The following is a 21,624-nucleotide window of genomic DNA, read 5'->3' as shown; positions in this document are numbered from 1 at the left end:
TCGCCGGACGCCGGGCATCGCTCGCCGCCGGTCGCCGGTCGGGATGGACCTCGCCGCGGAGATCGCCTACGGTGCGGACATGGAGGGACCCTACCGGGTGTACTTCGACCGCGTGCCGGTGCCGATCGCGGCGGTGGACGGGCTGGGCCGTGTCCGTGACGCCAATCCGGCCTTCCGCCTGGCGCTGGCGCGCACCGCGGAGGAGCTCGACGGCCTGCACGCCGAGGAGCTGCTGGCGGACGGCGAGCTGGAGGTGCAGCGGCCGTACTGGCTCGGGCTGGCGCTGGGACGGCTCAACGGCTACCGCAGCAGGATGCGGCTGGTGCGCGGGGACGGCGCGGTGATCCACGCGCGGGTCAGCGCCCGGGTGGAGCCGCGCGCCAACGGCCTGCCGTGGCGGGCGGTCGCCGTCCTGGACGAGATCTGCCCCGTGGCCGAGGCGCTGAGCCCGTTGCAGGGGGAGGTCCTGCGGCTGGTGGCCGCCGGGGCGTCGAACGCGCAGATCGCCCGCCGCCTGCACCTGACGCGGCAGGCGGTCGACTACCACCTGGTGCGGCTGCGCGCCCGGCTCGGCGCCGACAGCAGGTCGGCGCTGGCCGGGCGGGCCTTCGTGCTGGGACTGTTCGTGCCGGGGACCTGGCCCCCGGTGCTGCGCACGCCCGCGAGCGCAGGCGACCACGACTGAGCTACGGCACGCCGGGCTGCTCCACCCCGGGCTACGGGCTACCGCGTCCGGCGGACTGCGGCCGGGCTACGGCACGCCGAGGAACTGGACGGCCGGGTCGTTCTGTGCCGCCGCGCCCCACACGGCGTCGTGGTGGGAGGCGTCGTCGTGCAGGTAGTACAGCAGCCAGGCCGTGGTCACCCGCTCGGTGATCGACTGCTGCACGGCCCGGCTGATCGAGCCGCTGTCGCAGCCGAGCCCGCCGGAGTCGGTGAACCCGCAGTGGAAGCCGCCGACGATGGTGCGCAGCTGCTTGGGCGCGAGCTTGGCCTGGTAGATGGGGATCTGGTGGCCGGAGGGCCCGGCGACGCCGTCCTGGGAGCCCGCGAGCAGCTGCATGGGAACCGTCGTGGTGGCCGCCGCCGCCTTGGCCGAGGGGTTGGTCTCGGCGGCGGCCAGGTTCGTCACCGCCTGCACCGCGGGGTTGCGCGCGGCCGCCAGCACGCTGGCGCCGCCGCCCATCGAGTGGCCCGACAGGCCCAGCCGGTCGGTGCGCACGTGCGCGTTGAAGCGTGATCCGGTGCTGATGTCCTGGGCGACCATCCAGGTGAGCGCCGCGTTCAGGTCGTCGGCGAAGGCGCTGTGGCTGGGGAACAGCCCGCCCTGGGAGGTGGGCATGATGGTGATCGTCCCCCAGGAGGCCCAGTGGTTGCCCAGGGAGGCGTACTTGCCGATGCTCTGGAAGAAGCCGTGCCCGAAGGCCACGACGGGGAAGCGCCCGTCGGCCACGGTGCGGTTGCTGCCCGCGGTGGTGGCCGGGTAGTAGACCCGGGCGTTGAACGAGCGGCCGGAGGCCGAGACGCTGACGTCGGAGTAGCCGACCGCGTACGAGCCGGGTGCCGACAGGTCCGGGGCCGCCTGGGCGGGCGTGGCCGTGAGGAGCAGGAGCGGGGCGAGGAGGATCGCGCCGACCCTGGTCAGCCGGAGGCGCATGACCATTCACCAGCTTTCGCGCTAGGGAAACCGTCCCCTGGATTTTGGAAACGACGGTTCCCCTATGGCAACAGCCACGCGGCAGAACTAGGCAAATGCCTAAGACTCCCGAAGGTCCGCCAGAAGACGGCGGGCCTGGCGGATGACCGCCTCGTCGACCATGCGGCCCGCGTCGTCGAGCACCACGCCCGACTCCGCCGCCTCGAACCGCCCGATCAGCTCGCGCGCCCGCTCGACCTCGGCGGCCGACGGGGTGAACACCTCGTTGACCACCGCGACCTGGGCCGGATGGATGCACGCCCGCCCGCGAAATCCCAGGCGCCTGAGCGCCTGGGTCGAGGCGCGCAGGCGGTCCAGGTCGCGGAAGTCGGTGCTGACCGGGCCGAGCGGCGGCCCGATCCGGGCAGCGGCACTGGCCAGGACCACCTGCGAGCGTGCCCACAGCAGCTCGCGCTCATCGGGTCCCGGCTCGACGCCCAGGTCGGCCCGCAGGTCGGCCTCGCCGAGCTGGAGCCTGCTCACCCGGGGCGCCCTGGCGATCTCGGCCGCGGCCAGGACGGCGGCGCCGCTCTCCAGCAGCGGGCAGACCTTGATCCAGGGAGAGTCACGCAGCAGCTCGTCGATCGCCACCAGTTCGGCGGCCGACTCCGTCTTGGCCACGCACACCCCCGCGACCGCGGGCAGCGCCACGGCCCGCAGGTCGGCGTGGCCGAGCTCTCCCGGGTTGATCCGCACCCAGATCTCGCACCCGCCCGCCGTGGGCGTGTTTCGCAGCCACTCGGCGACCTCCGCGCGGGCCCGGTCCTTGGACGCGGGCGCGACCGCGTCCTCCAGGTCGACGATGAGGGCGTCGGCGCCGCGTCCGAGCGCCTTGCCCAGCTTGCCCGGCTGGTCGCCCGGGACGTACAGCGCCGACCTCACCAGCCCACCCTGCCCTTGCCCGCCAGCAGCGACCGGGCGATGACCATGCGCAGCACGTCGTTGGTGCCCTCGCCGATGGCCATGAGCGGCGCGTCGCGGTAGAGGCGCTCGACGACGTACTCCTGCGAGTAGCCGTACCCTCCGTGGATGCGCATCGCCTCCAGCGAGGCCCTGATCGCGGTCTCGGAGGCGAAGTACTTGGCCATGCCCGACTCCATGTCGACCCGCTTGCCGGAGTCGGCCCGCGAGGCGGCCCAGTAGGTGAGCAGGCGGGCCGCCTGGATCTCGGTGGCCATGTCGGCGAGCTTGAGCTGGATGGCCTGGAAGTCGGAGATCGGCTGCCCGAAGGCGGTGCGCTGCTGGGAGTAGGCCAGCGCGGCGTCGTAGGCGGCCTGGGCGATGCCGATCGCGCGGGCGGCGACGTTGATGCGGCCGCTCTCCAGCCCCGACAGCACCTGCTGCAGGCCGCGCCCCTCGACGCCGCCGAGCAGGTTGGCCACCGGCACGCGCACGTCGTCGAGCACGACCTCGCACGACTCGGTGCCCTTGTAGCCGAGTTTGGGCAGGTCGCGGCTGACGGAGAAGCCCTCCTCGACCAGCAGCACCGACATGCCCTTGTGCGCGGGCTCGGTGGCCGAGGTCTTGACCAGCACCGGCAGCGGGCTGGCGTGGCGGGCGTTGGTGATCCACGTCTTGGTGCCGCGCACGATGTAGTGGTCGCCGTCGCGGCGGGCGGTCGTGGTGATGCCCTGCAGGTCGGTGCCGGCGCCCGGCTCGGTCAGGGCGATGCCGGTACGGCGGGCGCCGGTGGCCAGGTCGGGCAGGTAGGCGGCCTTCTGCTCGGGCGTGCCGTACCTGGCGATCATGCCGCACGACAGCGAGTGCGAGCCGAGCACGCCGGCCACCCCCATCCAGCCGCGCGCGATCTCCTCGAAGACCAGGGCGAAGGAGACCAGGTCGGCGCCGAGCCCGCCGTACTCCTCCGGCACGGTCAGCCCGAACAGCCCCATCTGCTTCATCTTGTCGACGATCTCGGTGGGATAGCGGCCGGAGCGCTCCCACTCGCCCGCGACGGGCACGATCTCCTTGTCGACGAAGTCGCGCAGCGTCTCGCGGAAGGCGCGCTGCTCGTCGTTCAGCTCGAAGTCCATCTCACTCCTGTTCGAACACGGGCAGGCGGCGGCCGTCTTCGAGGGTCCGCCAGGCCAGCCGTACACGCTGGTCGCAGTGCCAGTCGGCGGCGCCGACGAGGTTGGTCAGCAGGATCGGCCCCTCGTCCAGGCGCACGCGTGCCACGACGTAGGGCGGCGGGTGCTCGGGCGAGGGCGAGCGGTGGACCACGGTGAAGGAGTCGACCGCGCCGCGCCCGGCCGACTCGTGCCAGCCCAGGTCCGTGCCGCCGCACGCGGTGCACAGCGCGCGCGGGTAGTGCTGCAGGTGGCCGCAGCCCTCGCAGCGTTGCAGGAGCAGCCGCCCTTCGCGGGCCGCCTCCCACCATGGGGTCATCGGTCCACCCCCAGCAGGACGGTGGCGTGGGTGGACAGGATGCCGCCCGTGCCGTGCGCGAGGGCGACCTGCGCGCCGTCGACCTGGCGCCGCCCGCACTCGCCGCGCAGTTGCCTGACCGCCTCGATGAGGAGCAGCAGGCCGTACATGCCGGGGTGGCAGTAGGACAGGCCGCCCCCGTTGGTGTTGTACGGCAGCGCGCGGCGGCGCACGAAGTCGCCCGCCTCCCCCGGCCCGCAGAAGCCCAGCCCTTCCAGGGTGAGCAGGACGGTGATGGTGAAGGAGTCGTAGAGCTGCGCCACGTCCACGTCCTGCGGCCCCAGCCCGGCCATGGCGAAGGCGCGGCGGCCCGAGGCGACGGAGCCCGGTTCCAGCAGGTCGGGGGCCGAGGCCATGCCGGTGTTGGTGGTGGCCTCGCCGTACCCGAGCACCACGACGGGCGGGCGGCGCAGGTCGCGGGCTCGTTCGAGGCTCGTCAGCACGATCGCGCCGCCGCCGTCGGTCACCAGGCAGCAGTCGGCGACCGTGAGCGGCGAGGAGACCATGGGCGAGGCGAGCACGTCGTCGACGGTGAGCGCCCCGGCGTCGTGGCGGTAGGCCTTGGGGTTGAGCAGCGCCCATTCGCGGGCGGCGACGGCGACCTCGGCCAGGTCCTCCCGCTTGGCGCCGTGCACGTGCAGGTATCTCTGGGCGGCCATCGCGTAGTACGAGATCGGGTAGAGCGGCCCGTACGGCGACTCGAACTCCGTCTCGGGCGTGTGCGGCTCCAGCACGCCCGACAGCGACCGGGACCGGGCGCTGCGCTGGTTGGAGCCGTAGGAGATCAGGACGGTCGTGCACTGCCCCGCCTCGATCGCCTGCGCGGCCCTGGCGACGTACATCTCGAACGCGGAGCCTCCGGCGAACGTCGAGTCCGTCCAGGCGGGCCGGATCCCGAGGTAGTCGGCCACCTGGGTGGCCGAGAAGCGGGAGACGCCGGCGGTGGCCAGCCCGTCGACGTCGGCGAGGGTCAGCCCGGCGTCGGCCAGCGCGCCGGTGATGGCCTGGGTCTGCAGCTCCATGATGGTCTTGCCGGTCACGCCCAGGTCGGATTCCGCGGCTCCGACGACGGCCACGCTCATCGCGGCACCACCGTGGCCCCGGCGGGAGCCACGGCTGTGCGGCCGTCGTCCACGACGTCGATCCGCTGCTCGACGGTGATGACGCCGTTGTCGCGGCCGGTCACCCGGCCGGTGCAGCGGACGGTCTCCCCGGCGAAGACCATGCTGCGGAAGCGGAAGTGCAGGCGGGTGATGCGGTGTCCTGGGCCGAGCCAGTCCTGGAGCTGCTCGGCGAGCAGGGCGCCGAAGAGCTGGCCGTCGACCACCGGGCGGTCGAGGCCTTCGGGGGCGTAGTGCAGGCGGTGCCAGTCCCAGGTCGCCCCGGCGTAGGCGATCATGTCGGGGAGCTCGATGCGGCGCTCCAGCGGCGGGATCAGATCCACACCACCACCTCCTCGTTGACGGCCAGCAGCTCGCCGTGCTGGTTGGTGTAGGTGGCGCGGGAGGTCACGAAGACCTTGCCCGCCTTCTCCTCGACCTTCTCCACGCGCCAGGTCGCGGTGATCACGTCGCTGGGCCGTACCGGCTGGTGGAACTCGTAGCTGTTGCCTCCCCTGACCTGGCGGCGGCCGGGGTATTCCTGGGGCCAGCTGTGACCGGGGTAGCCGTGCTCGTCCCTGGGCAGGCCGGTGTACTGGTTGGTCTCGCAGATCAGGGTCGGCGGGGCGATCACGCCGTCGTAGCCGTGCTCGCGGGCGTAGGCGTCGTCGGTGTAGAGGGGGTTGTCGTCGCCGACGGCCTGGGCGAAGTAGCGGATCGCGGCCCTGCCGAGCTCCTCGGGGGCGGTGTAGCTCACCTCGTCGTTCACTGGAACACCGCCGTGGGCACGACCTCGATCAGGAACTCCGGGCGCAGCAGCGCCGAGCACACGACCGAGGTGAGGGCAGGCCGGCCGGGGAAGTACCGGTCGCGGATCGCCGCCACCTCCGGATATCTCGCCACACCGTCCGGGGTGACGTACTCGACGAGCCGCACCACCGACTCCCCGGTCAGTCCCGCCTCGCGCAGCACGGTGGCGATCGCCGCGTAGGTGAACTCCGCCTGCGCCTCCAGATCGCCGTCGAAGATGGCCCGCTGCGTCGCCGGCTCCAGCGCCCCGAAGCCGGACATGAACAACATGTCACCCGCCGCCACGCCCGGCTTGTAGGTGAGCGTCTCGTAGCGCCGCCAGCCGGGGTTGACCGTGCGCAGCGGGCGCCGGGAGGCGACCGCGTCGAGCCAGACCATCGCGCCCGGGACCGGCGGCCGGTCCACCAGGATGCCCGCCGCTCCCGGGTGCACCGCCAGCCCGTCGGTGCCGGTGCCGCCGAGCAGCTCGCGGCGCGGACGCCCGCAGCGGGGGTATTCCGCGCGGGTGGCGGTGGCGGTGTAGTCGGTCGTCTGCACCAGCGCGTCGAGGCCGGTCCCGGCCGCCTTGAGCAGTTCGCCGGCGACCTCCAGGCAGGAGCGGTACTGCTCGCGGAAGCCCGCCGTCAGGTCGGCGGGCAGGATGCCGGGCAGGTAGACGATCTCGTCGGCGACCGTGACGACGCCGTTCGGGGTCGGGATGCGCTCGCCGCCGCCCGGGTGCGCGGTCAGCTCGATCGCGGCCGTGCCGTCCAGGAGTCCTTCCACGGACACCGTCGAGACGGTCACCCCTTCGGGTGCCCAGGCCGCCGCGGGGTCGGTCAGGTACTGCACCACCTGGACGACGTCGCCGGCGGACAGGCCCGCCCTCTCCAGGTCGCCCAGGGCGCGGGCGTAGGCCTCCCGCGCGGTGGCGCCGGTCACGGCCGAAAGCCGTACGGTCATACGATCAACTCCTGGATCAGGGGCCGGAGGGTGGGCAGGTTCGCCAGGTCGAGCACCAGGCCGATCGCGCGCTCGCCGAGCCCGTTGCCCCGGGCCTTGGCGCGGACCGACTCCTCGGCGTCGGCCGGGCCCGCCGGGGCCAGCGCCACCGTCGATGTCCCGTCGGCGAAGCGGACGCGCAGCCGTCCCGGCTGCTCGGCGGCCACCCCGGGGAAGGCCACCACCTCGTGCCGGATCTTCGCGGCCAGCGCCGCGACCTCCGGCCGGTCGACGTCGGCGTAGGTGCGCACGGTGACCTCGCCGTCCACGATCATCGCGGCGACGCTCCACGGGAGGCTGAACTTCGCGTCGTACGGCGTGCGCGGACGGTCCTTGCCCTCCCCGCAGACGATCGGCGCGGTGTCGGGGTGCACCTCGGCGACGATCTCCTCGATGTCGCCCTTCAGGCCGCGCGCCGCGTCGAGGCTGGCGTGCAGGAGCTGGCAGGCGGGGTACGGCTTGACGCCGATCCGGGTGACCTCCCAGCGCTCGCCCAGCTCCGTGACCGGGTCGAGGCCGGGCAGGCCGAGCAGGGCGCCGTACAGGCCGTACGGTCCTTCCAGCACGGTTGCGGGGCCCGAGGCTCCCGCCCTGGCCAGCCGGGCGGCCAGCACCCCGGCCTGCGCGGCGAAGCCGGGGTGGAGCTGCTTGGTGGAGGAGCCGGTGTTCAGGAACTCCAGCAGCCCGCCCGCCTGGCTGCCCGCGATGCCGAGCGCGTCCACGGTCTCGGCGTGGGTCAGGCCGTACAGCCGGGCGGCGGCCAGGGCGGCGGCGAACACCCCGCAGGTCGCGGTGGCGTGCAGGCCGCGCGCGTGGAAGCCGTGGGGGACGGCGGCGCCCAGGCGGCAGATCGTCTCGTAGCCGGTCAGGGCCGCCGCGAGCACGTCGGCGCCGCTCGCGCCGGTCTCCTCGCCCACGGCGAAGGCGGCGGGGAGCACCGGCGCGGTCGCGTGCACGAGGCCGCCCGCGTGGGTGTCGTCGAAGTCGAGCGCGTGGACGAGCATGCCGTTGGCCAGCGCGGCGGCGGGGGCGCCGACCTGCCAGGCGGTGCCGAGGATGGTGGCCTCCGGGGGGCCGCCCAGCTCGCGGGCGACCGTGATCGCGGGCAGGTCGGTCCCGGCGGCGACGGCGCAGCCCAGGCCGTCGAGCAGGTGGCGCAGCGCCGCGTCGGCGGCCTCCTTGGGCACCTGCTCCAGGCTCAGGTCCAGCGCCCAGCCGGCCAGCCGCTCGGCCGCCGTCATCGCGGCGTCCCGAAGGCGCCCGCCGCCGTCAGCGCCTCGACGCGCTCGGCCGAGTAGCCGAGCAGCCCGCCGACGACCTCCTCGAAGTGTTCTCCTCGCTGCGGCGCCCGCCGGTGCTCGACCGGCTCGGCCCCCACCCGCACCGGCGAGGCGAGCTGCCTCAGCCTGCCGTACCGGGGATGGTCGGTCTCGGCGATCAGCCCGCGCGCGGCCGTGTGCTCCTCGGCGAGCGCCTGCGCCACGTCGTTGACGGGCCCGCACGGGATGCCCGCCGGCGTCAGCACCGCCAGCCACTCGGCCACGGTCCTGGTCAGGAAGACCTCGGCCAGCCGGGGCAGCAGCTCGCCCGCGGCCTCGCGGCGCAGGGCGAAGGTGGCGTAACGCGGCTCCTCGGCGAACTCCGGCCCGAGGATGGCGGCCAGGCGCTGCCAGAACTTCTCCTTCGCGCACCCGACGACCAGCCAGCCGTCCTTGGCGGCGAAGTTCTGGAACGGCACCAGCGACGGGTGGGCCGAGTGCGGCGTGCGGGCGGGCCGGTAGTCGGTGTTGAGCGCCCAGGTGCCGACGTAGGTGAGCATGCTGATCGCGGTGTCGTACAGCGACAGGTCGCAGTCCGTGCCCACCCCGTCGCGGCGCGCGGCGTGCAGCGCCGCCAGCAGGGCGATCGCCGCCACGAAGCCGCCGGAGTAGTCGACCAGCGACAGGCCCGACTTGGTGGGCGGACCCGACGGGTCGCCGGTGAGCTCCATCCAGCCGGCGAGCCCCTGCAGGATGTAGTCGTAGCCGGGTTCTGCCGCCCGCGGGCCGGTCATGCCGAAGCCGGTCAGCGAGCAGCAGACGATCGCCGGGTTGAGGTGCCTGAGGTCGTCGTAGGTGATCCGCATCTTGGCCGGGACGTCGCCGCGCAGGTTGGAGTAGACGGCGTCGCCGTGCCGTACCAGGTCCTCGAAGACCTCGCGTCCGGCCCGCGTCGCCAGGTCCAGGGAGAGCGACTTCTTGTTGCGGTTGAACGTCTCGAAGAACAGCGAGTCCTCGTCCTCGGTGTAGGGCGGCACGTAGCGGCCGACGTCTCCGCCGGCGCGCGGATCCTCGATCTTGATGATCTCGGCGCCCAGGTCGGCCAGGTGCACGGTGCCGAAGGGTCCCGCGCCGTACTGCTCCAGGCTGATGATCCGGACGTCCTGCAGCGGTCTCATGCGGTCAGCTCCCTGATGAGCGTGATGAGGCGGGCCTGGTTCTCGCGGATCTGCGCGGGGCTGTTGCCGTACACGGCGGGCGTGAGCTTGATCGTGTCGGCCAGGCCGTCGTACTCGGCGATCCTGGCGGCCACCTGGTCGGGCGTGCCGGTGAGCACCAGCGGGTCGACCATGTGGTCGGGCACCTCGGCCCGGCGCCCGGCGCGGAAGGCCTCGACCATGCGGGCGTGCTCGTCGGCCAGGCCGTGGAAGGCGAAGAAGTCCTTGTAGGTGGCGACCGAGGCGTAGAAGGCCAGCACGCCGGAGGCGCGTTCGCGGGCCAGCGCCGGGTCCCGGTCGATCGAGCAGCAGCCGGAGACGACGACGTCGAAGCCGTCGCGGCGGCCGGCCAGGTTGGGCAGCACGTGCTCGCGCAGGTAGGCCGGGGAGCACAGCTCGTGGGAGATCCATCCGTCGGCGATCCGCGCCGCCATCCGGGTGAGCTGGGGTCCGACCGCGGCCAGGTAGATCGGGATCTCGGTGCGGACCGGCTGGTATGGCCGGCGGAAGCCGCGCACGCTCAGGCGCTGCCACTCCCCTTCGTACTCCAGCGGCTGCCCGGTGTGGGAGGCGGCGACGATGGTCCTGATGACCTCCACGGTCTCCCTGAGCTGGGCCAGGGGCTTGTCCCAGCGGGCGTTGTGCCAGTTCTCGTTGAGCCTGCGCGCGCCGGAGCCGAGCCCGAGGACGAACCGGCCGCCGGTCAGCTCGTCGAGGTCGAGCGCCTCCAGGGCGGTGATCATCGGGCTGCGGGTGAAGGCGAGCGCGATGGCGGTGCCGACCCCTGCCCGGGTGGTGGCCGAGGCCACGGCGGCGGCGGTGACGGTGGCGCTGCGGTGCAGTTCGGGCACCCAGATGAGCTCGGCGCCCGCCTCCTCTGCGGCCCTGGCGGCCGAGGTCAGCTCCTCCAGGCTCTCGCCCCATGGCCCGTAGGTGATCCTCATGCGGTCAGCGGCCCGGTCTTGGCCTGCGGGAAGTAGCCCTTGTCGTGGGGCGCGTCGCGCCGGTAGACCATGACCGCGCGCTTCCACGACATGATCTCGTCGCCGTCCTGGTTCAGGCCCCTGGTGCGGCAGGAGACGATCCCGGCGTAGGGCCGCGATGCGGACTCGCGCTTGTCGACGACCAGCGACTCGGCGTAGATCGTGTCGCCGACGAAGACCGGGTGGGTGAGCTTGATCTCGTCCCAGCCGAGGTTCATGATGGCCGTCTGGCTCATGTCCATGACCGACAAGCCCAGCACGACGGCGACGGTCAGCCCCGAGTTGGCGATGATCCTGCCGTAGGGGGCACGTTCGGCGAAGTGGGCGTTGAAGTGGTTCTGGTTGGTGTTCATGGTCAGCAACGTGAACCACGTGTTGTCCGCCTCGGTGATGGTGCGGCCGAGCGGGTGCTGGTGGATGTCGCCGACCGTGAAGTCCTCGAAGTATCGGCCGATGCTGGCCTCGTGCACGGTCACGGGCACTCCTGGGATCGCGAAAAGTCAGACCATTACGCTAATGGTCTGACGTTTTGGGCGTCAATGCTTGCGCGGCCGCAGGCACGGGGCTATGTTCCAACACGTGGAACGGCGTTTCAAGACTGAGATTCCCGCTTTCCGTGCCCTCGCCCTGCAGATCGCGACGAAGGCGGTCAACGGCACGGCGGACCCGCGCGAGGAGATCATGCGGGCCATCGGCCGGGCGGGCACCGCCGTCGCGGGAGCCCGCGCCTGGGCCGGGCCCGAGCTTCGGCTCGTCGTGCTGCCGGAGTACTTCCTCACCGGCTTCCCGATGGGCGAGAGCGTGGCCGGGTGGCGTGACCTGGCGGCCATCGCCCCGGACGGTCCCGAGTACGCGGCGCTCGGCGAGATCGCCTCCCGTCACCAGGTGTTCCTCTCGGGCAACGCCTACGAGAGCGACCCGCACTTCCCGGAGCTGTACTTCCAGACCTCCTTCATCCTCGACCCCGCGGGCGAGGTGATCCTGCGATATCGGCGGCTGCACTCGATGTACTCCCCGTCGCCCTACGACGTCTGGGACCGCTACCTGGAGATCTACGGGATCGACGCGGTCTTCCCCGTGGCCCGCACCGAGATCGGCGCGCTGGCCTGCATCGCCTCCGAGGAGATCCTCTACCCCGAGCTGGCCCGCGCGCTGGCGTTGCGCGGCGCCGAGGTCTTCTGCCACTCCACCTCGGAGATCGCCTCCCCGTCGCTGACCCCCAAGGCCGTCGCGCGGCGCGCCCGCGCCGTCGAGAACCTCGCCTACGTCGTCTCGGCCAACTCCGGCGGCCTCGACGGCATCCCGATCCCCCGCGACTCGACCAACGGCGGCTCCGAGCTGCTCGACTTCGAGGGACGGGTGCTGGCGCAGGCGGGCGGCGGCGAGTCGATCGTGGCGGCGGCCGAACTGGACCTGGCCGCCCTGCGGCGCGCTCGCTCGCGGCCCGGGATGGGCAACCTGCCCGCCCGCGTCAAGACCGCCCTCTGGGCGCAGGAGTACGGCAGGCACGACGGGGAGCGGCCCAACGGGCTGGCGCACGCCGTACCCGACCGGGCCTGGTTCACCCGGCGGCAGCAGGACGTCATCGACAGGACCGTGTCATGACGGGCGTGCGCGATCCCCTGACCGGCCGCATCGAGCGGGAACTGGCGCCTCCCGCCGATCTCGCCCCGATCGTGGCCGGGCTCCGGGCCGCGCAGGCCGCCTGGGCGCTCGCCGACCGGGGCGAGGTGCTGCGGCGGTTCGGGCGGGCGATCGCCGGGGACGCCGCGCTGCTGGAGGCGCTGATCGCCGACACCGGGCGGCGCACCGAGTCGGAGCTGGAGGTGCGGCTCGTCGCGGGCATGATCGAACGCTGGTCGGCGGCCACGGTGGAATCCCAGGAGCAGGCGCCCTCGGCCGTCGTGCCCTCGGTGGTGCTGGGCGGAGCCTGGCGGCCCTACGAGCTGGTCGGCGTGATCAGCCCGTGGAACCTCCCCCTCCTGCTCGGCCTCATCGACGCGGTCCCCGCGCTGGCCGCCGGCTGTTCCGTGCTCGTCAAACCCAGCGAGGTGACCCCGCGCTTCATCGAGCCGCTCATGCGGCTCGTCCCGCCCGAGCTGCCCCTGCGCGTGATCGAGGGCGACGGCACCACGGGCGCGGCCATGGTGGAGGTGGTCGACGCGGTCGCCTTCACCGGGTCGGTGCCCACCGGCAGGCGGGTCGCCGAGGCAGCCGCCCGCGCGTTCATCCCCGCCTTCCTGGAGCTCGGCGGCAAGGACCCGGCGATCGTGCTCGACGGCAGCGACCTGGACCGGGCCACCTCGGCCGTCCTGTGGGGCGGCACCGCCAACGCCGGCCAGTCCTGCCTGTCCGTCGAGCGGGTCTACGTGCAGCGGACGATCTACGAGCCGTTCGTCGCCCTGCTGGCGGCCAAGGCCGCGAAGGTGGGGCTGACCTGCGAGGGCGGGCCGATCGGGCCGCTCATCGACCCCGCGCAGGCCGGCGTGATCGAGCGCCACCTGGCCGACGCCGTCGCCCGCGGGGCGACCGTTCTCACCGGCGGCCTCATCGAACACCACGGCGGCGGCCGCTGGTGCCGCCCCACCGTGCTCACCGGCGTCGACCACCGCATGCTCGTGATGACCGAGGAGACCTTCGGCCCGGTCCTGCCGGTCATGCCGTTCACCACCGCCGACGAGGCCGTGGAGCTGGCCAACGACTCCGACTACGGCCTGTCCGCGGCCGTCTTCGGCCCGACGGAGCAGGCGGCCCTGGAGGTGGCCGCCCGCCTCGAGACCGGAGCGGTCAGCATCAACGACGCCGGCCTCACCGCGATCATCCAGGAGGGCGAGAAGAACGCCGTGAAGCTCTCCGGGCTCGGCGGCTCCCGCATGGGCCCCGCCGCGCTCCGCCGCTTCCTGCGGCGCACCTCCTATCTGATCAACCGTTCCCCCGACCCCGACCCCTGGTGGCACCCCGCCCCCTGAGGAGTGATGACCCCCATGAGCATCAAGCAGGACATGCCCCTGCTCGCCCGGCACGAGGGCGAGTGGGAGGGCACCTACACCGTCGTCGACCCGGAGGGGAAGGTGACCGACCGGCACCGCTCCCACCTGACCTGCTCGTTCCCCTCGGACGGCTCGCACGACTACTACCAGGTCAACCGCTACACCTGGGACGACGGGCGCACCGAGGAACACCGCTTCCCCGGCCGCTACCTGGGCGGCGGCCGCATGGCCTTCGACACCGAGCGCATCAAGGGCGAGACCTGGGAGCTCGACGACCAGGCCGTCTACCTGCACTGGATCTACCGTGCCGAGGGCCAGGACCTGCAGCTGTTCGAGCTCATCGTGCTCAGCCAGGACGGCAGGCACCGCAGCAGGGTCTGGCAGTGGATCAGGGACGGGGTGTGCGTGCAGCGCACCCTCATCGACGAGGTGCGGCTGGACGGCTAGTCGCAGGCCGCCCGCCGCCGCTCGCCCAGCCGGTGGGCGCCGCTGAGACGCCGCGCCCCCAGAGCGGTCTCCAGCTCCTCCCACCGGGTCACGAGGTCGGCGAGCATCGTCATCATGACGTCGGGGAAGGCGCACAGGAACGTGCGGTAGCGGTGGTGGTCGAGGTGGTAGAGGGTGACGTCGCCGAGCGCCGACACGCTGGCCGTACGCCCGTTGAAGAACAGGTCGTGGGTGCCGAGCACGGTCCCCCTGCCGAGGACGGCGCGCTCGTAGACGCCGCCGAAGTCGACCTCCACCTCGCCGTCGGCCACCAGGAAGACGCCGCGCGCGGAGTCGTCCTCGCGGCAGACGCTCTCCCCCGCGCCGAACGTGAGCTCGTCGAACATCGACGCCAGCGTCTCCAGCTCCGCGTCGGCCAGCAGCTCGAACAGCCGCACGCCGTACGGGTCGCTGCTCGACCGGAGGCACTCGGCGCGCCCGCGCAGCTCGTCGCCGTCGATGTTGCCGATGCGCATGCGGGCGAAGCGCTTCATCCGGTCGATGTCGCGCTGCTGGCGCCGCGGGGTCTCCGTCGACGGCGGCCGGTAGAGGGAGGCGTCGCCGCTGATGCGCGCGGCCTCGCGCAACCCTGAGTCGTAGGCGCTGTGCACGCAGCCCCAGTGGTAGCTGTTGGTCGCCTCCCCGGCGAAGAACAGCCGCCCGCCCACGGGTTCGGCCAGCGTGTCGAGATCCTTGGGCGAGGCGTCGATCCCGATGCAGGTGTAGGAGCCGCGCGAGAACGGATCCGACGACCAGGCCGTTCGGGAGATGTGGCCGGGCGCGGGGGCGTCGGGGCCGAAGATGTCGCCGATGACCGTCGCCGCGTATCCGGCGACGTGCTCGTCGGTCCAGGTCTCCAGCTCGCGGCCGAGCGAGGCGCCGAGCAGCATGACGAGGATCGGCTTGCCGTGCGACTTCCACATGTTGACGAGCACGGTGGGATAGCGGTCGGTGTCGCGGCACAGGTAGCCGAAGACGTACTGGTCGCCGGGCCAGAACCGCTCCGGGTAGTGCAGCGCGATCTTGTTGAGCGTGCCGAACCCGAGCCGCTCGATCGCCGCCCGTTTCCCCTCCGGCAGGGGCGGCTCGAAGCTGACGGCCCCCGCCTTGAGCACGCCGAGCGGCACCGTGACCAGCACCGCGTCGGCCTCGAAGGCTCCGCGATCGGTTTCGACCCGCACCGGGAGCGTCTGGTCGCCGTGGTCGATCCCGGTCACGACGTGACCGGGCCTGATGTCGAGGTCGCGGGCGAGGGCGTCGACGACGGACTGGTAGCCCTGCTGCAGGACGCAGTCGCCGTGGCCGTAGATCAGATAACCCTCCTCCCAGAACTTCAACGACAGGTTGGCGGCGTCCTCGGCGACGTCCTCGCGCAGGATGACGTTGAGGTGGAACCGGATCGCCTGCTCGTCCTCCGCGCTGTAGCTGCGCGCCCGCAGCACCTGGCCGATCGCCTCGCCCAGCGGCACGTCGGGCAGGCCGAGGCGCCGCGCCAGCCCGGCGCGCTGCTCCAGCTCGTGCAGCACCTCGTCGGCCAGCTCCAGAGTCCGGCCCTTGTCCGTCTGGCTGGTGAGCCGCCCGCCGGCGCCGAACAGCTGCAGGCTCTCGAAGCCGCCGGTGTAGGAGCTGTTGCCGCCCATGTAGTGGTGGGGGATCTCCAGGCGTTCGACCAGGGTGGTGAGCGGGTTGCCCTCGGTGCCGTGGATCCAGTGCGCGCCCAGGTCGACGCCGTGCCCGTCGGTCCAGATCCGGCCGCCGACCCGCTCCCTGGCCTCCAGGACGGTGACGGCGTGGCCGCGCTCGGCGAGCGCCCTGCCCGCGGCCAGGCCGGCGATTCCCGCGCCGATGATCAGCACACGGTGCGCGGGATGCTGAAGGGAGTCCACCGGGACGCTCCTTTACCGAGCAGACACTTTCTGTGATCGGAGATTAACATTTCGTAGTCGATGCCGGTAGTGGAGCGCCCGCGACGGCCGAGGCGGATAGGAGTGTCGCACCCGCGAGCCCGCCCCACAGCGCCGCCGAGCCGTACGACGCCAGGGCGGTGATCACCGCGGGCGACACGGCCAGGCCGAACCCCGTCGAGATCTGGAAGCGCGCCATGGCACGCCCCACGAGGTGAGCCGGAGCCAGGGCGGCGACGAGCGCCGTGGCGCTGCCCGCGTACAGGATCTCCCCGACGGTGCAGACCACCGACACCGCGGCGACCGCCGGCGCGCCCCATCCGGGCCCCAGCGAGGATGCCGCGAGAAACCCGAGGTAGGACGCGGCGATCACCACACCGGCCAGAGCCAGTACGGCCCGGCGGGAGAAACGGGACATCCCGACGGTGACCGGGACCTGCAGCGTCACCACCAGCACGGTGTTGGCCACGAAGATGCCCGCCGTCCACATCGGGGATGCCTGCAACTGGGTCATCAGCACCAGCGGGATCGCGACCTCGGTGACGTTGAGGCAGAAGACGTAGATCACGTTGGCCGCCAGCAACTTCCCCATCCGCGGCGCGGGCTCAGCCTGCCCGGCCCTCGCCACGGCGGCCGGATCCGCGTGCACGCGCACCGACCCCGCCAGGGCCGCCGCGACCAGGTAGGCGACACCGGTGACGGCCGCCAGCGCCTGCAACACGGTGGCGCCGCCCGCCAGGCACGCGGTGGCCAGGAGGCCGCCCGCGCCCAGACCGGCGTTGCGCAGGGCGCGGCCTCCTGCGAGGGCTGCGTCGCGTTCGCGTCCGCGCGCGACCGTCGCCACCAGGGCGGCGTGGGCGGCCGGCCACGCCTGGTTGCCGATGCCGAGGAAGAGCGCCGCCGCGCCGAACAGCCACACGTGCCCCGCCGGGGCGGCCAGCAGCAGCGCCACGCCCAGCACGCGCACGAGCATCGACGCCGCCACGACCGTGCTGCGCGCGCCCCGGTCCAGCCACCGGCCGACCGCGGGCATGCAGACCAGAGCCGTGACGGTCCCGGCCGTCATGGCGACCCCGGTGGCCGGAGCCGACAGCCCCAGCACCATCACCCCGTAGATCAGCAGGAAGGGCCGGAGCAGGCCGGTGCCGAGCGCGTCCACGGCCAGGGCGACGGCGTACCTGGGCCCTCCGGAGGCACGGACGAGGGCACGCGGCCGGATCTTGCTGATCGTTGTCATGGCGCCAACGATGCGTCCGACCGCCGCGCCCGGCGCGTCGGTTGACGGACACCGTCAACTGACGGAAGCACCGGCCGCCCGACCAGCGAAGATGGAGGGATGACGTTGAGGATCGACATCGGCGGCCTGCCGCACGGGCGAGTGCGGTTCGCCGCCTCCCCGCTGGCCGAGCTGACCGCGATGCTGCACGTCCTGGCGGAACCCGGCCACCACCCGCAGCTCGCCGGCTGGGCCGCCGACGTCTGGGCCGGCATGCCGCCCGAGCTGGCCGAGCGGCTGCGGGAGGCGGAGTTCCTCTGGCGTTCCTCACGAGCCGACTTCCTGGTCCCCGCCCGGCCCCGGCAGACCCTCGCCGAGGAGCTGGACGACCTGGACCGGATCGACGACGAGACCTACGTGGCCGCCGCGCTCATCACCACGTGCGGCAGCAACCGGGTCCGGTTCGGCGCCCCGTCACCCCTCGCCGACCAGGCCGCCCGCGAGCGCGCCCTGGACCTGGCCCAGGCCCGCGGCCCGCTCCAGGAGGCGTTCGCCGAACGACTGCTCGCCGCCCCGTCCGCCGTGCGGGCGCGAGTGCGTCACACGCTCGAACAGTGCGCCGGGGCCTTCTTCGACGCCGCCTGGTCCGGCGCCGCCGCGCAACTGGCCACCGACGTGCGCCTGAAGACCGACCTGCTCAAGCGCCAGGGCCTCGGCGCCGCCCTCGCCTCCGTCTCCGGCGCCGTCACCCTGTCGCCCGACGGCGGCGGCATCGTCGTGGACAAGCTCCAGGACAACGCCACCGCCGCCCACGACGGCGTCACCTTCCTGCCCAGCGTCTTCGGACGGCCGCACCTGGTGGTGATCCACGCGCCCGGCTGGCAGCCGGTGGTGCAGTACCCCGTCGCGGAGGCGGCCGAGCCGGTGTCACTGGAGACGGTCACGCTCCGGCTGGAGGCGCTCGCGCATCCGGTACGGCTGCGCCTGCTGCGCACCCTTGCCCGCGGTCCGCACACGACGGGCGAGCTGGCCCACGCGTGGGGGCTCACGCCGCCGGAGGTGTCGCGCCACCTGGCGATCCTGCGGCGGGCGGGGCTGCTGACGGGGCGCAGGGAGGGGCGCTACGTTCGGTACAGCGTGAACCTGCCCGATCTGACGGCGCTGGGCGCCGACGTGCTGACGGCCGTGCTGCGCTGAAGGGCCTGTAGTCGGTCGCGCTAGATGGCGAGGAACGTCCAGCGTCCAGAAGGGTCCCGCCGATCGAGCTGACGATCAGTCCTTCACGGCGCGTGCCAGGAGCCCCGAGGCGGCCACCTCGACGGTGCGTCGCATCAGGTCGGCGAAGTCCAGCCGCATGGCGGCCAGCTCAGGATCGGAGTCGTAAGCCGCCCGCAGAGCCTCAGCGGGCCGCGCGCACGGCCAGGCGGCCATGGCCGTCACCAGAGCCATCTCCACCAGCCGACCGGCTCCCTCCTCGCCGAGCTCGGGCAGGTGCCCGGCGACCAGCAGGGTCAGCGCCTGGAGCGAGGCCCGGGCAGCGTACTTGTGGCGGATCGCGACCTCGGTCGAGATGTTGTGCTCCAGCACCGTGGCCTGGGAGCTGAACAGATCGCACAGGACCGGCCGCCGCGCCAGCGAGGTGGCGAGGATCTGCGCGAGGCGGTCACCCCGCTCACGAGCGCTCCCCTCGCCAGGCGGCGCGGATCGCTCCAGGTCGGCGATCCACTCCCGCACCTCGGCGTCGAGGAGATCGAGCAGAACAGCCTCACGAGACTCGAAGTAGCGCAGCACGTTGGACTTGGCGAGTCCCACCCGGCGGCTGAGCTCGTTGAGGCTCAGCTGGGCGACCGGCGTCTCGGTCAGCATCTCCGCGGCCGTCCGCAGGATCTTGGTGCGGCGTTCGGCTCTCTGCTCGTCGGTGCGGGCACGCTGGAACTCCATACCCCCATGTTACATACCGCCGGTCTTTTGTTTTCAGACCATCGGTCTGCTACGTTCGAGTTAGAGACCGACAGTCTTTTAGGAGCCAGTCATGTATCGAGTGCCCGACCAGAGCGGAAAGCTCGCCGTGGTGACCGGAGCGAACAGCGGCACCGGCAAGGAGGCGGCCAAGCGCCTGGCCGCAGCGGGCGCCCGCGTGATGCTTGCCGTACGCACCCCCGCCAAGGGAGAACAGGCCCGCGCCGAGATCCTCGCCGCCCACCCCTCCGCCCAGGTCGAGGTCCGCCACCTGGACCTGGCCAGCCTCGCCTCCATCCAGGAGTTCACCGACACCCTCGCCTCCGAGAGCCCGACGCTGGACCTGCTGGTCAACAACGCGGGCGTGATGCACGTCCCCACCCGCCACGAGACGGCCGACGGATTCGAACTGCAGCTGGGCAGCAACTTCCTCGGCCCGTTCGCCCTCACTCTCCGGCTGCTGCCGCTCCTCCTCGCCGCCGACGCGCCACGGGTGGCGACGATGAGCAGCGGCACCGCGAACAACGCCCGCATCGACTTCGACGACCTCCAGTCGCTGCGCGCCTACAGCCCGACCCGGGCCTACGCCCAGTCCAAGCTCGCCGACCTGCTGATGACCCGGCGGCTGGCGGCGATCGCGGACGAGCGAGGCTGGCCCCTGCTGTCGACCGGCGCCCACCCCGGCTACACCCGCACCAACCTGATGACCTCCGGCCCCGGCCTGGGCGGCGCCCGTCCCGGCCTGCTGACCACCATCGCCTACAAGGTCGTCCCCTCCCAGGGAGTGGAGCAGGGCACCGAGCCGCTGCTGTACGCCGCGGCCGACGCCGAGGCCGTCCAGGGCGGCTACTACGGCCCGCGCTGGGGCCTGGTCGGCCCGACCAGGCCCGTCCGGCCGCCGCGCCCCGCCCGTGACACCGCCGTCGCCGCCCGCCTGTGGACCGAGGCCGAACGCCTCACCGGCGTCTCCCTCGCCACCCAGGTCTGACCTTCCGAACCCCTTCTGCGATGGTCCGCACCCCACGCAGCCCGCAGAACTTCCGTACGGTGAAAGCGTGTTCTTCGAACCCCCTCCAGCCCAAGAAGAATCCGCTCGCCCACCCAAACCCGGATGGCCCGCCTGGGCCGCTCCGCCGGCGGAGGAGATGGGCGCCGTAATGATCAGCGGCCTGGTCCTGGCCCGCGTCCCGAACGTCGCCATCACCGTGCCGACGCTCCAGGCCTTCAGCACCGGCTGCCTGATCAACGTGGACATCGTCACCCGGCGACACACCCTGTCCCCCGAAGACTTCCAAGCCCTCCAGCTGTCGGTGTTCCCGCACATGGTCACCGGGGTGAAGGCCGACCAGCCGCTACCGGACCAGCTGCTGCGCTTCGGCGTGCGGTTCGCCGACGGCGCCAAGGCAACCACCGTCGGACAGAACCTGGACAGAACCCAGCTCCGGCAGGATCCGCCACCGGGCCCGCAGCTGACCTCGCTGCTGCCGGGCATGTCCATGCGCGCCGGCGACGAGGACGCGGGTGTCATGACCTGGGGGCTGTGGTTGTGGCCCTCGCCTCCCCGGGAGCGCTTCGAGCTCGCCGTGGAGTGGCCCGTCGGCGGGGTCGGCCTGAGCATCGTCGAACTCGACGGCGCCGCCATCGCGACCGCCGCCCAGCAGGCGGCCCCGTACTGGCCGGACTCCGGCTGATCGGTGCCGTATTCCAGCATCCGTTCAGCCACTGCGGCGAATCTGGAATCCCCCACGAGGAGAGGAGGCGACGATGAGGAAGAGAGACTGGCAGTGGTCCACCGACCGCGGCCACGACTGCGGATGACGCGACACCGGTACGGCACAGAACGGGAGCAGGTGCCGCACCCATAGCCAGCTGACAGAAGGTGGCGCCGGCTTTCGCCGGCGAAGGCCGGCGCCACCGCCGGCACGTCTGTCCAGATCCGTCCGCCAGCTGACCTGTCCATGCCTTCTGCCCACCCCTCGCCCGGCAGCAAGCTGAAGCATGACCACAGCACTGATCGTCATTGACGTCCAGGAATCCTTCCGCCACCTCCCCGACTGGAAGCACGTCTCGGAGCCCGACATCGTCCACCAGGTCAACCGCCTCGTCGACGCCGCCAGGGAACGCGAGCAGCACGTGGTGTGGGTGCTCGGCTCGCGCCCGGGCGCCGGCACGGTCTTCGACCCCGCCCTCGGACACGTGCGGCTCATGGAAGGCCTGCACCCCCTCCAGGGCGAACCGGTGCTGACCAAGACGGCGCACAACGCCTTCACCACCACCAGCCTCCACCAGTTGCTCACCGCCAGAGGCGTGCGCAGGCTGACCGTGTGCGGCATCAGGACCGAGCAGTGTTGCGAGACCACCGCCCGGCTCGCCTCCGACCTGGGCTTCGAGGTCGACTTCGCCATCGACGCCACCGCGACCACCCCGATCCCCGACCCCGACGCGCCCGCCGATCTGCCCTACGACGAGCTCGTCCACCGCCCCGGCACGCTGACCCCCTCGGAGATCATCACCCGCACCCGGTACGCTCTGTCCGGGCGGTTCGCCACCATCCGGACCGTCGACCAGCTGACCCGCTGACCCTCTGACCCGGCAG

23 protein-coding genes are annotated in these 21,624 nt (G+C 72.5%); 8 read left to right on the top strand and 15 right to left on the bottom strand.

All coding sequences use genetic code 11. The features are described 5' to 3' along the window. Positions 1-79 precede the first annotated feature (79 nt). Positions 80-685, top strand: coding sequence for a LuxR C-terminal-related transcriptional regulator (locus ACIBH1_RS23625; protein WP_397316042.1), 606 nt, complete (start codon positions 80-82; stop codon positions 683-685). 66 nt (positions 686-751) lie between these two features. Here ACIBH1_RS23625 and ACIBH1_RS23620 read toward each other — a convergent pair whose 3' ends face one another. The 12 genes from ACIBH1_RS23620 to ACIBH1_RS23565 all read right to left on the bottom strand — a co-directional run bounded on the left by ACIBH1_RS23620 (position 752) and on the right by ACIBH1_RS23565 (position 10,949). Beyond that, positions 752-1,657, bottom strand: coding sequence for an alpha/beta hydrolase family protein (locus ACIBH1_RS23620; RefSeq protein ID WP_397316041.1), 906 nt, complete (start codon positions 1,655-1,657; stop codon positions 752-754). Positions 1,658-1,756: 99 nt separating this feature from the next. Further along, positions 1,757-2,578, bottom strand: coding sequence for an HpcH/HpaI aldolase/citrate lyase family protein (locus ACIBH1_RS23615; RefSeq protein ID WP_397316039.1), 822 nt, complete (start codon positions 2,576-2,578; stop codon positions 1,757-1,759). Continuing rightward, positions 2,575-3,729 (bottom strand): acyl-CoA dehydrogenase family protein, encoded by a 1,155-nt coding sequence (locus ACIBH1_RS23610; protein ID WP_397316038.1) that lies wholly within the window; start codon positions 3,727-3,729, stop codon positions 2,575-2,577. The genes ACIBH1_RS23615 and ACIBH1_RS23610 overlap by 4 nt, the downstream gene beginning before the upstream one ends. A 1-nt stretch (position 3,730) precedes the next feature. Then, positions 3,731-4,084 carry a Zn-ribbon domain-containing OB-fold protein gene (locus ACIBH1_RS23605; RefSeq protein ID WP_397316037.1) on the bottom strand — a complete coding sequence of 118 codons (354 nt, stop codon included), beginning with the start codon at positions 4,082-4,084 and terminating at the stop codon, positions 3,731-3,733. Next, entirely contained in the window at positions 4,081-5,205 is a 1,125-nt protein-coding gene (locus ACIBH1_RS23600) for an acetyl-CoA acetyltransferase (protein WP_397316036.1), read from the bottom strand. The genes ACIBH1_RS23605 and ACIBH1_RS23600 overlap by 4 nt, the downstream gene beginning before the upstream one ends. Continuing rightward, positions 5,202-5,567, bottom strand: coding sequence for a MaoC/PaaZ C-terminal domain-containing protein (locus tag ACIBH1_RS23595; RefSeq protein ID WP_397316034.1), 366 nt, complete (start codon positions 5,565-5,567; stop codon positions 5,202-5,204). The genes ACIBH1_RS23600 and ACIBH1_RS23595 overlap by 4 nt, the downstream gene beginning before the upstream one ends. Then, positions 5,558-5,992: a MaoC family dehydratase gene (locus ACIBH1_RS23590; RefSeq protein WP_397316033.1), complete on the bottom strand. Its 435-nt coding sequence runs from the start codon at positions 5,990-5,992 to the stop codon at positions 5,558-5,560. Before ACIBH1_RS23590 ends, ACIBH1_RS23595 begins: the two co-directional genes overlap by 10 nt. Further along, entirely contained in the window at positions 5,989-6,975 is a 987-nt protein-coding gene (locus ACIBH1_RS23585) for a RidA family protein (RefSeq protein WP_397316032.1), read from the bottom strand. Before ACIBH1_RS23585 ends, ACIBH1_RS23590 begins: the two co-directional genes overlap by 4 nt. Next, a complete protein-coding gene (locus ACIBH1_RS23580; protein ID WP_397316031.1) occupies positions 6,972-8,255 on the bottom strand; it encodes an MmgE/PrpD family protein in 1,284 nt (427 codons plus the stop codon). The genes ACIBH1_RS23585 and ACIBH1_RS23580 overlap by 4 nt, the downstream gene beginning before the upstream one ends. Next, positions 8,252-9,451: a CaiB/BaiF CoA transferase family protein gene (locus ACIBH1_RS23575; RefSeq protein ID WP_397316030.1), complete on the bottom strand. Its 1,200-nt coding sequence runs from the start codon at positions 9,449-9,451 to the stop codon at positions 8,252-8,254. The genes ACIBH1_RS23580 and ACIBH1_RS23575 overlap by 4 nt, the downstream gene beginning before the upstream one ends. Further along, positions 9,448-10,434 (bottom strand): LLM class flavin-dependent oxidoreductase, encoded by a 987-nt coding sequence (locus ACIBH1_RS23570; protein WP_397316029.1) that lies wholly within the window; start codon positions 10,432-10,434, stop codon positions 9,448-9,450. Before ACIBH1_RS23570 ends, ACIBH1_RS23575 begins: the two co-directional genes overlap by 4 nt. Next, the gene (locus ACIBH1_RS23565) at positions 10,431-10,949 is read right to left on the bottom strand and encodes a MaoC family dehydratase (protein ID WP_397316028.1); all 519 of its coding nucleotides are present in this window, start codon (positions 10,947-10,949) and stop codon (positions 10,431-10,433) included. Before ACIBH1_RS23565 ends, ACIBH1_RS23570 begins: the two co-directional genes overlap by 4 nt. Positions 10,950-11,052: 103 nt before the next feature. Between ACIBH1_RS23565 and ACIBH1_RS23560 the strand changes: the two genes are divergently transcribed. The 3 genes from ACIBH1_RS23560 to ACIBH1_RS23550 are packed head-to-tail and all read left to right on the top strand — an operon-like array spanning position 11,053 to position 13,910. Beyond that, positions 11,053-12,078: a nitrilase-related carbon-nitrogen hydrolase gene (locus ACIBH1_RS23560; protein WP_397316027.1), complete on the top strand. Its 1,026-nt coding sequence runs from the start codon at positions 11,053-11,055 to the stop codon at positions 12,076-12,078. A 5-nt stretch (positions 12,079-12,083) separates the two neighbouring features. Then, on the top strand, positions 12,084-13,442 hold the full coding sequence (locus ACIBH1_RS23555; protein ID WP_397316026.1) for an aldehyde dehydrogenase family protein: 1,359 nt from the start codon (positions 12,084-12,086) through the stop codon (positions 13,440-13,442). A gap of 15 nt (positions 13,443-13,457) precedes the next feature. Beyond that, a complete protein-coding gene (locus tag ACIBH1_RS23550) occupies positions 13,458-13,910 on the top strand; it encodes a DUF3598 family protein (RefSeq protein WP_397316025.1) in 453 nt (150 codons plus the stop codon). Here the strand turns inward: ACIBH1_RS23550 and ACIBH1_RS23545 are convergent. Continuing rightward, the gene (locus ACIBH1_RS23545; protein WP_397316024.1) at positions 13,907-15,835 is read right to left on the bottom strand and encodes an FAD-dependent oxidoreductase; all 1,929 of its coding nucleotides are present in this window, start codon (positions 15,833-15,835) and stop codon (positions 13,907-13,909) included. The two genes, ACIBH1_RS23550 and ACIBH1_RS23545, sit on opposite strands and share 4 nt — an antisense overlap. 43 nt (positions 15,836-15,878) lie before the next feature. Continuing rightward, positions 15,879-17,090: an MFS transporter gene (locus tag ACIBH1_RS23540; protein ID WP_397316023.1), complete on the bottom strand. Its 1,212-nt coding sequence runs from the start codon at positions 17,088-17,090 to the stop codon at positions 15,879-15,881. A 99-nt stretch (positions 17,091-17,189) separates the two neighbouring features. Here ACIBH1_RS23540 and ACIBH1_RS23535 point away from each other — a divergent pair, with 99 nt between their 5' ends. Then, complete coding sequence (locus ACIBH1_RS23535; protein WP_397316022.1) at positions 17,190-18,266, top strand: DUF5937 family protein; 1,077 nt, start codon at positions 17,190-17,192, stop codon at positions 18,264-18,266. Positions 18,267-18,341: 75 nt separating this feature from the next. Here the strand turns inward: ACIBH1_RS23535 and ACIBH1_RS23530 are convergent, their stop codons facing one another. Further along, positions 18,342-19,010 carry a TetR/AcrR family transcriptional regulator gene (locus ACIBH1_RS23530; protein ID WP_397316021.1) on the bottom strand — a complete coding sequence of 223 codons (669 nt, stop codon included), beginning with the start codon at positions 19,008-19,010 and terminating at the stop codon, positions 18,342-18,344. Positions 19,011-19,101: 91 nt separating this feature from the next. On the opposite strand from ACIBH1_RS23530, the gene ACIBH1_RS23525 reads away from it, so the two are divergent. The 3 genes from ACIBH1_RS23525 to ACIBH1_RS23515 all read left to right on the top strand — a co-directional run bounded on the left by ACIBH1_RS23525 (position 19,102) and on the right by ACIBH1_RS23515 (position 21,608). Next, a complete protein-coding gene (locus ACIBH1_RS23525) occupies positions 19,102-20,016 on the top strand; it encodes an SDR family oxidoreductase (protein WP_397316020.1) in 915 nt (304 codons plus the stop codon). A gap of 157 nt (positions 20,017-20,173) precedes the next feature. After that, on the top strand, positions 20,174-20,719 hold the full coding sequence (locus ACIBH1_RS23520; protein ID WP_397316019.1) for a hypothetical protein: 546 nt from the start codon (positions 20,174-20,176) through the stop codon (positions 20,717-20,719). Positions 20,720-21,026: 307 nt separating this feature from the next. Further along, positions 21,027-21,608 (top strand): cysteine hydrolase family protein, encoded by a 582-nt coding sequence (locus ACIBH1_RS23515; RefSeq protein ID WP_397316018.1) that lies wholly within the window; start codon positions 21,027-21,029, stop codon positions 21,606-21,608. Positions 21,609-21,624 lie beyond the last annotated feature (16 nt).

It is taken from the genome of Nonomuraea sp. NPDC050663, assembly GCF_044456985.1.
Classification (GTDB): domain Bacteria; phylum Actinomycetota; class Actinomycetes; order Streptosporangiales; family Streptosporangiaceae; genus Nonomuraea.
Note: the sequence above shows the minus strand (reverse complement) of the source record. Positions and strands in the feature narration are given on the sequence as shown.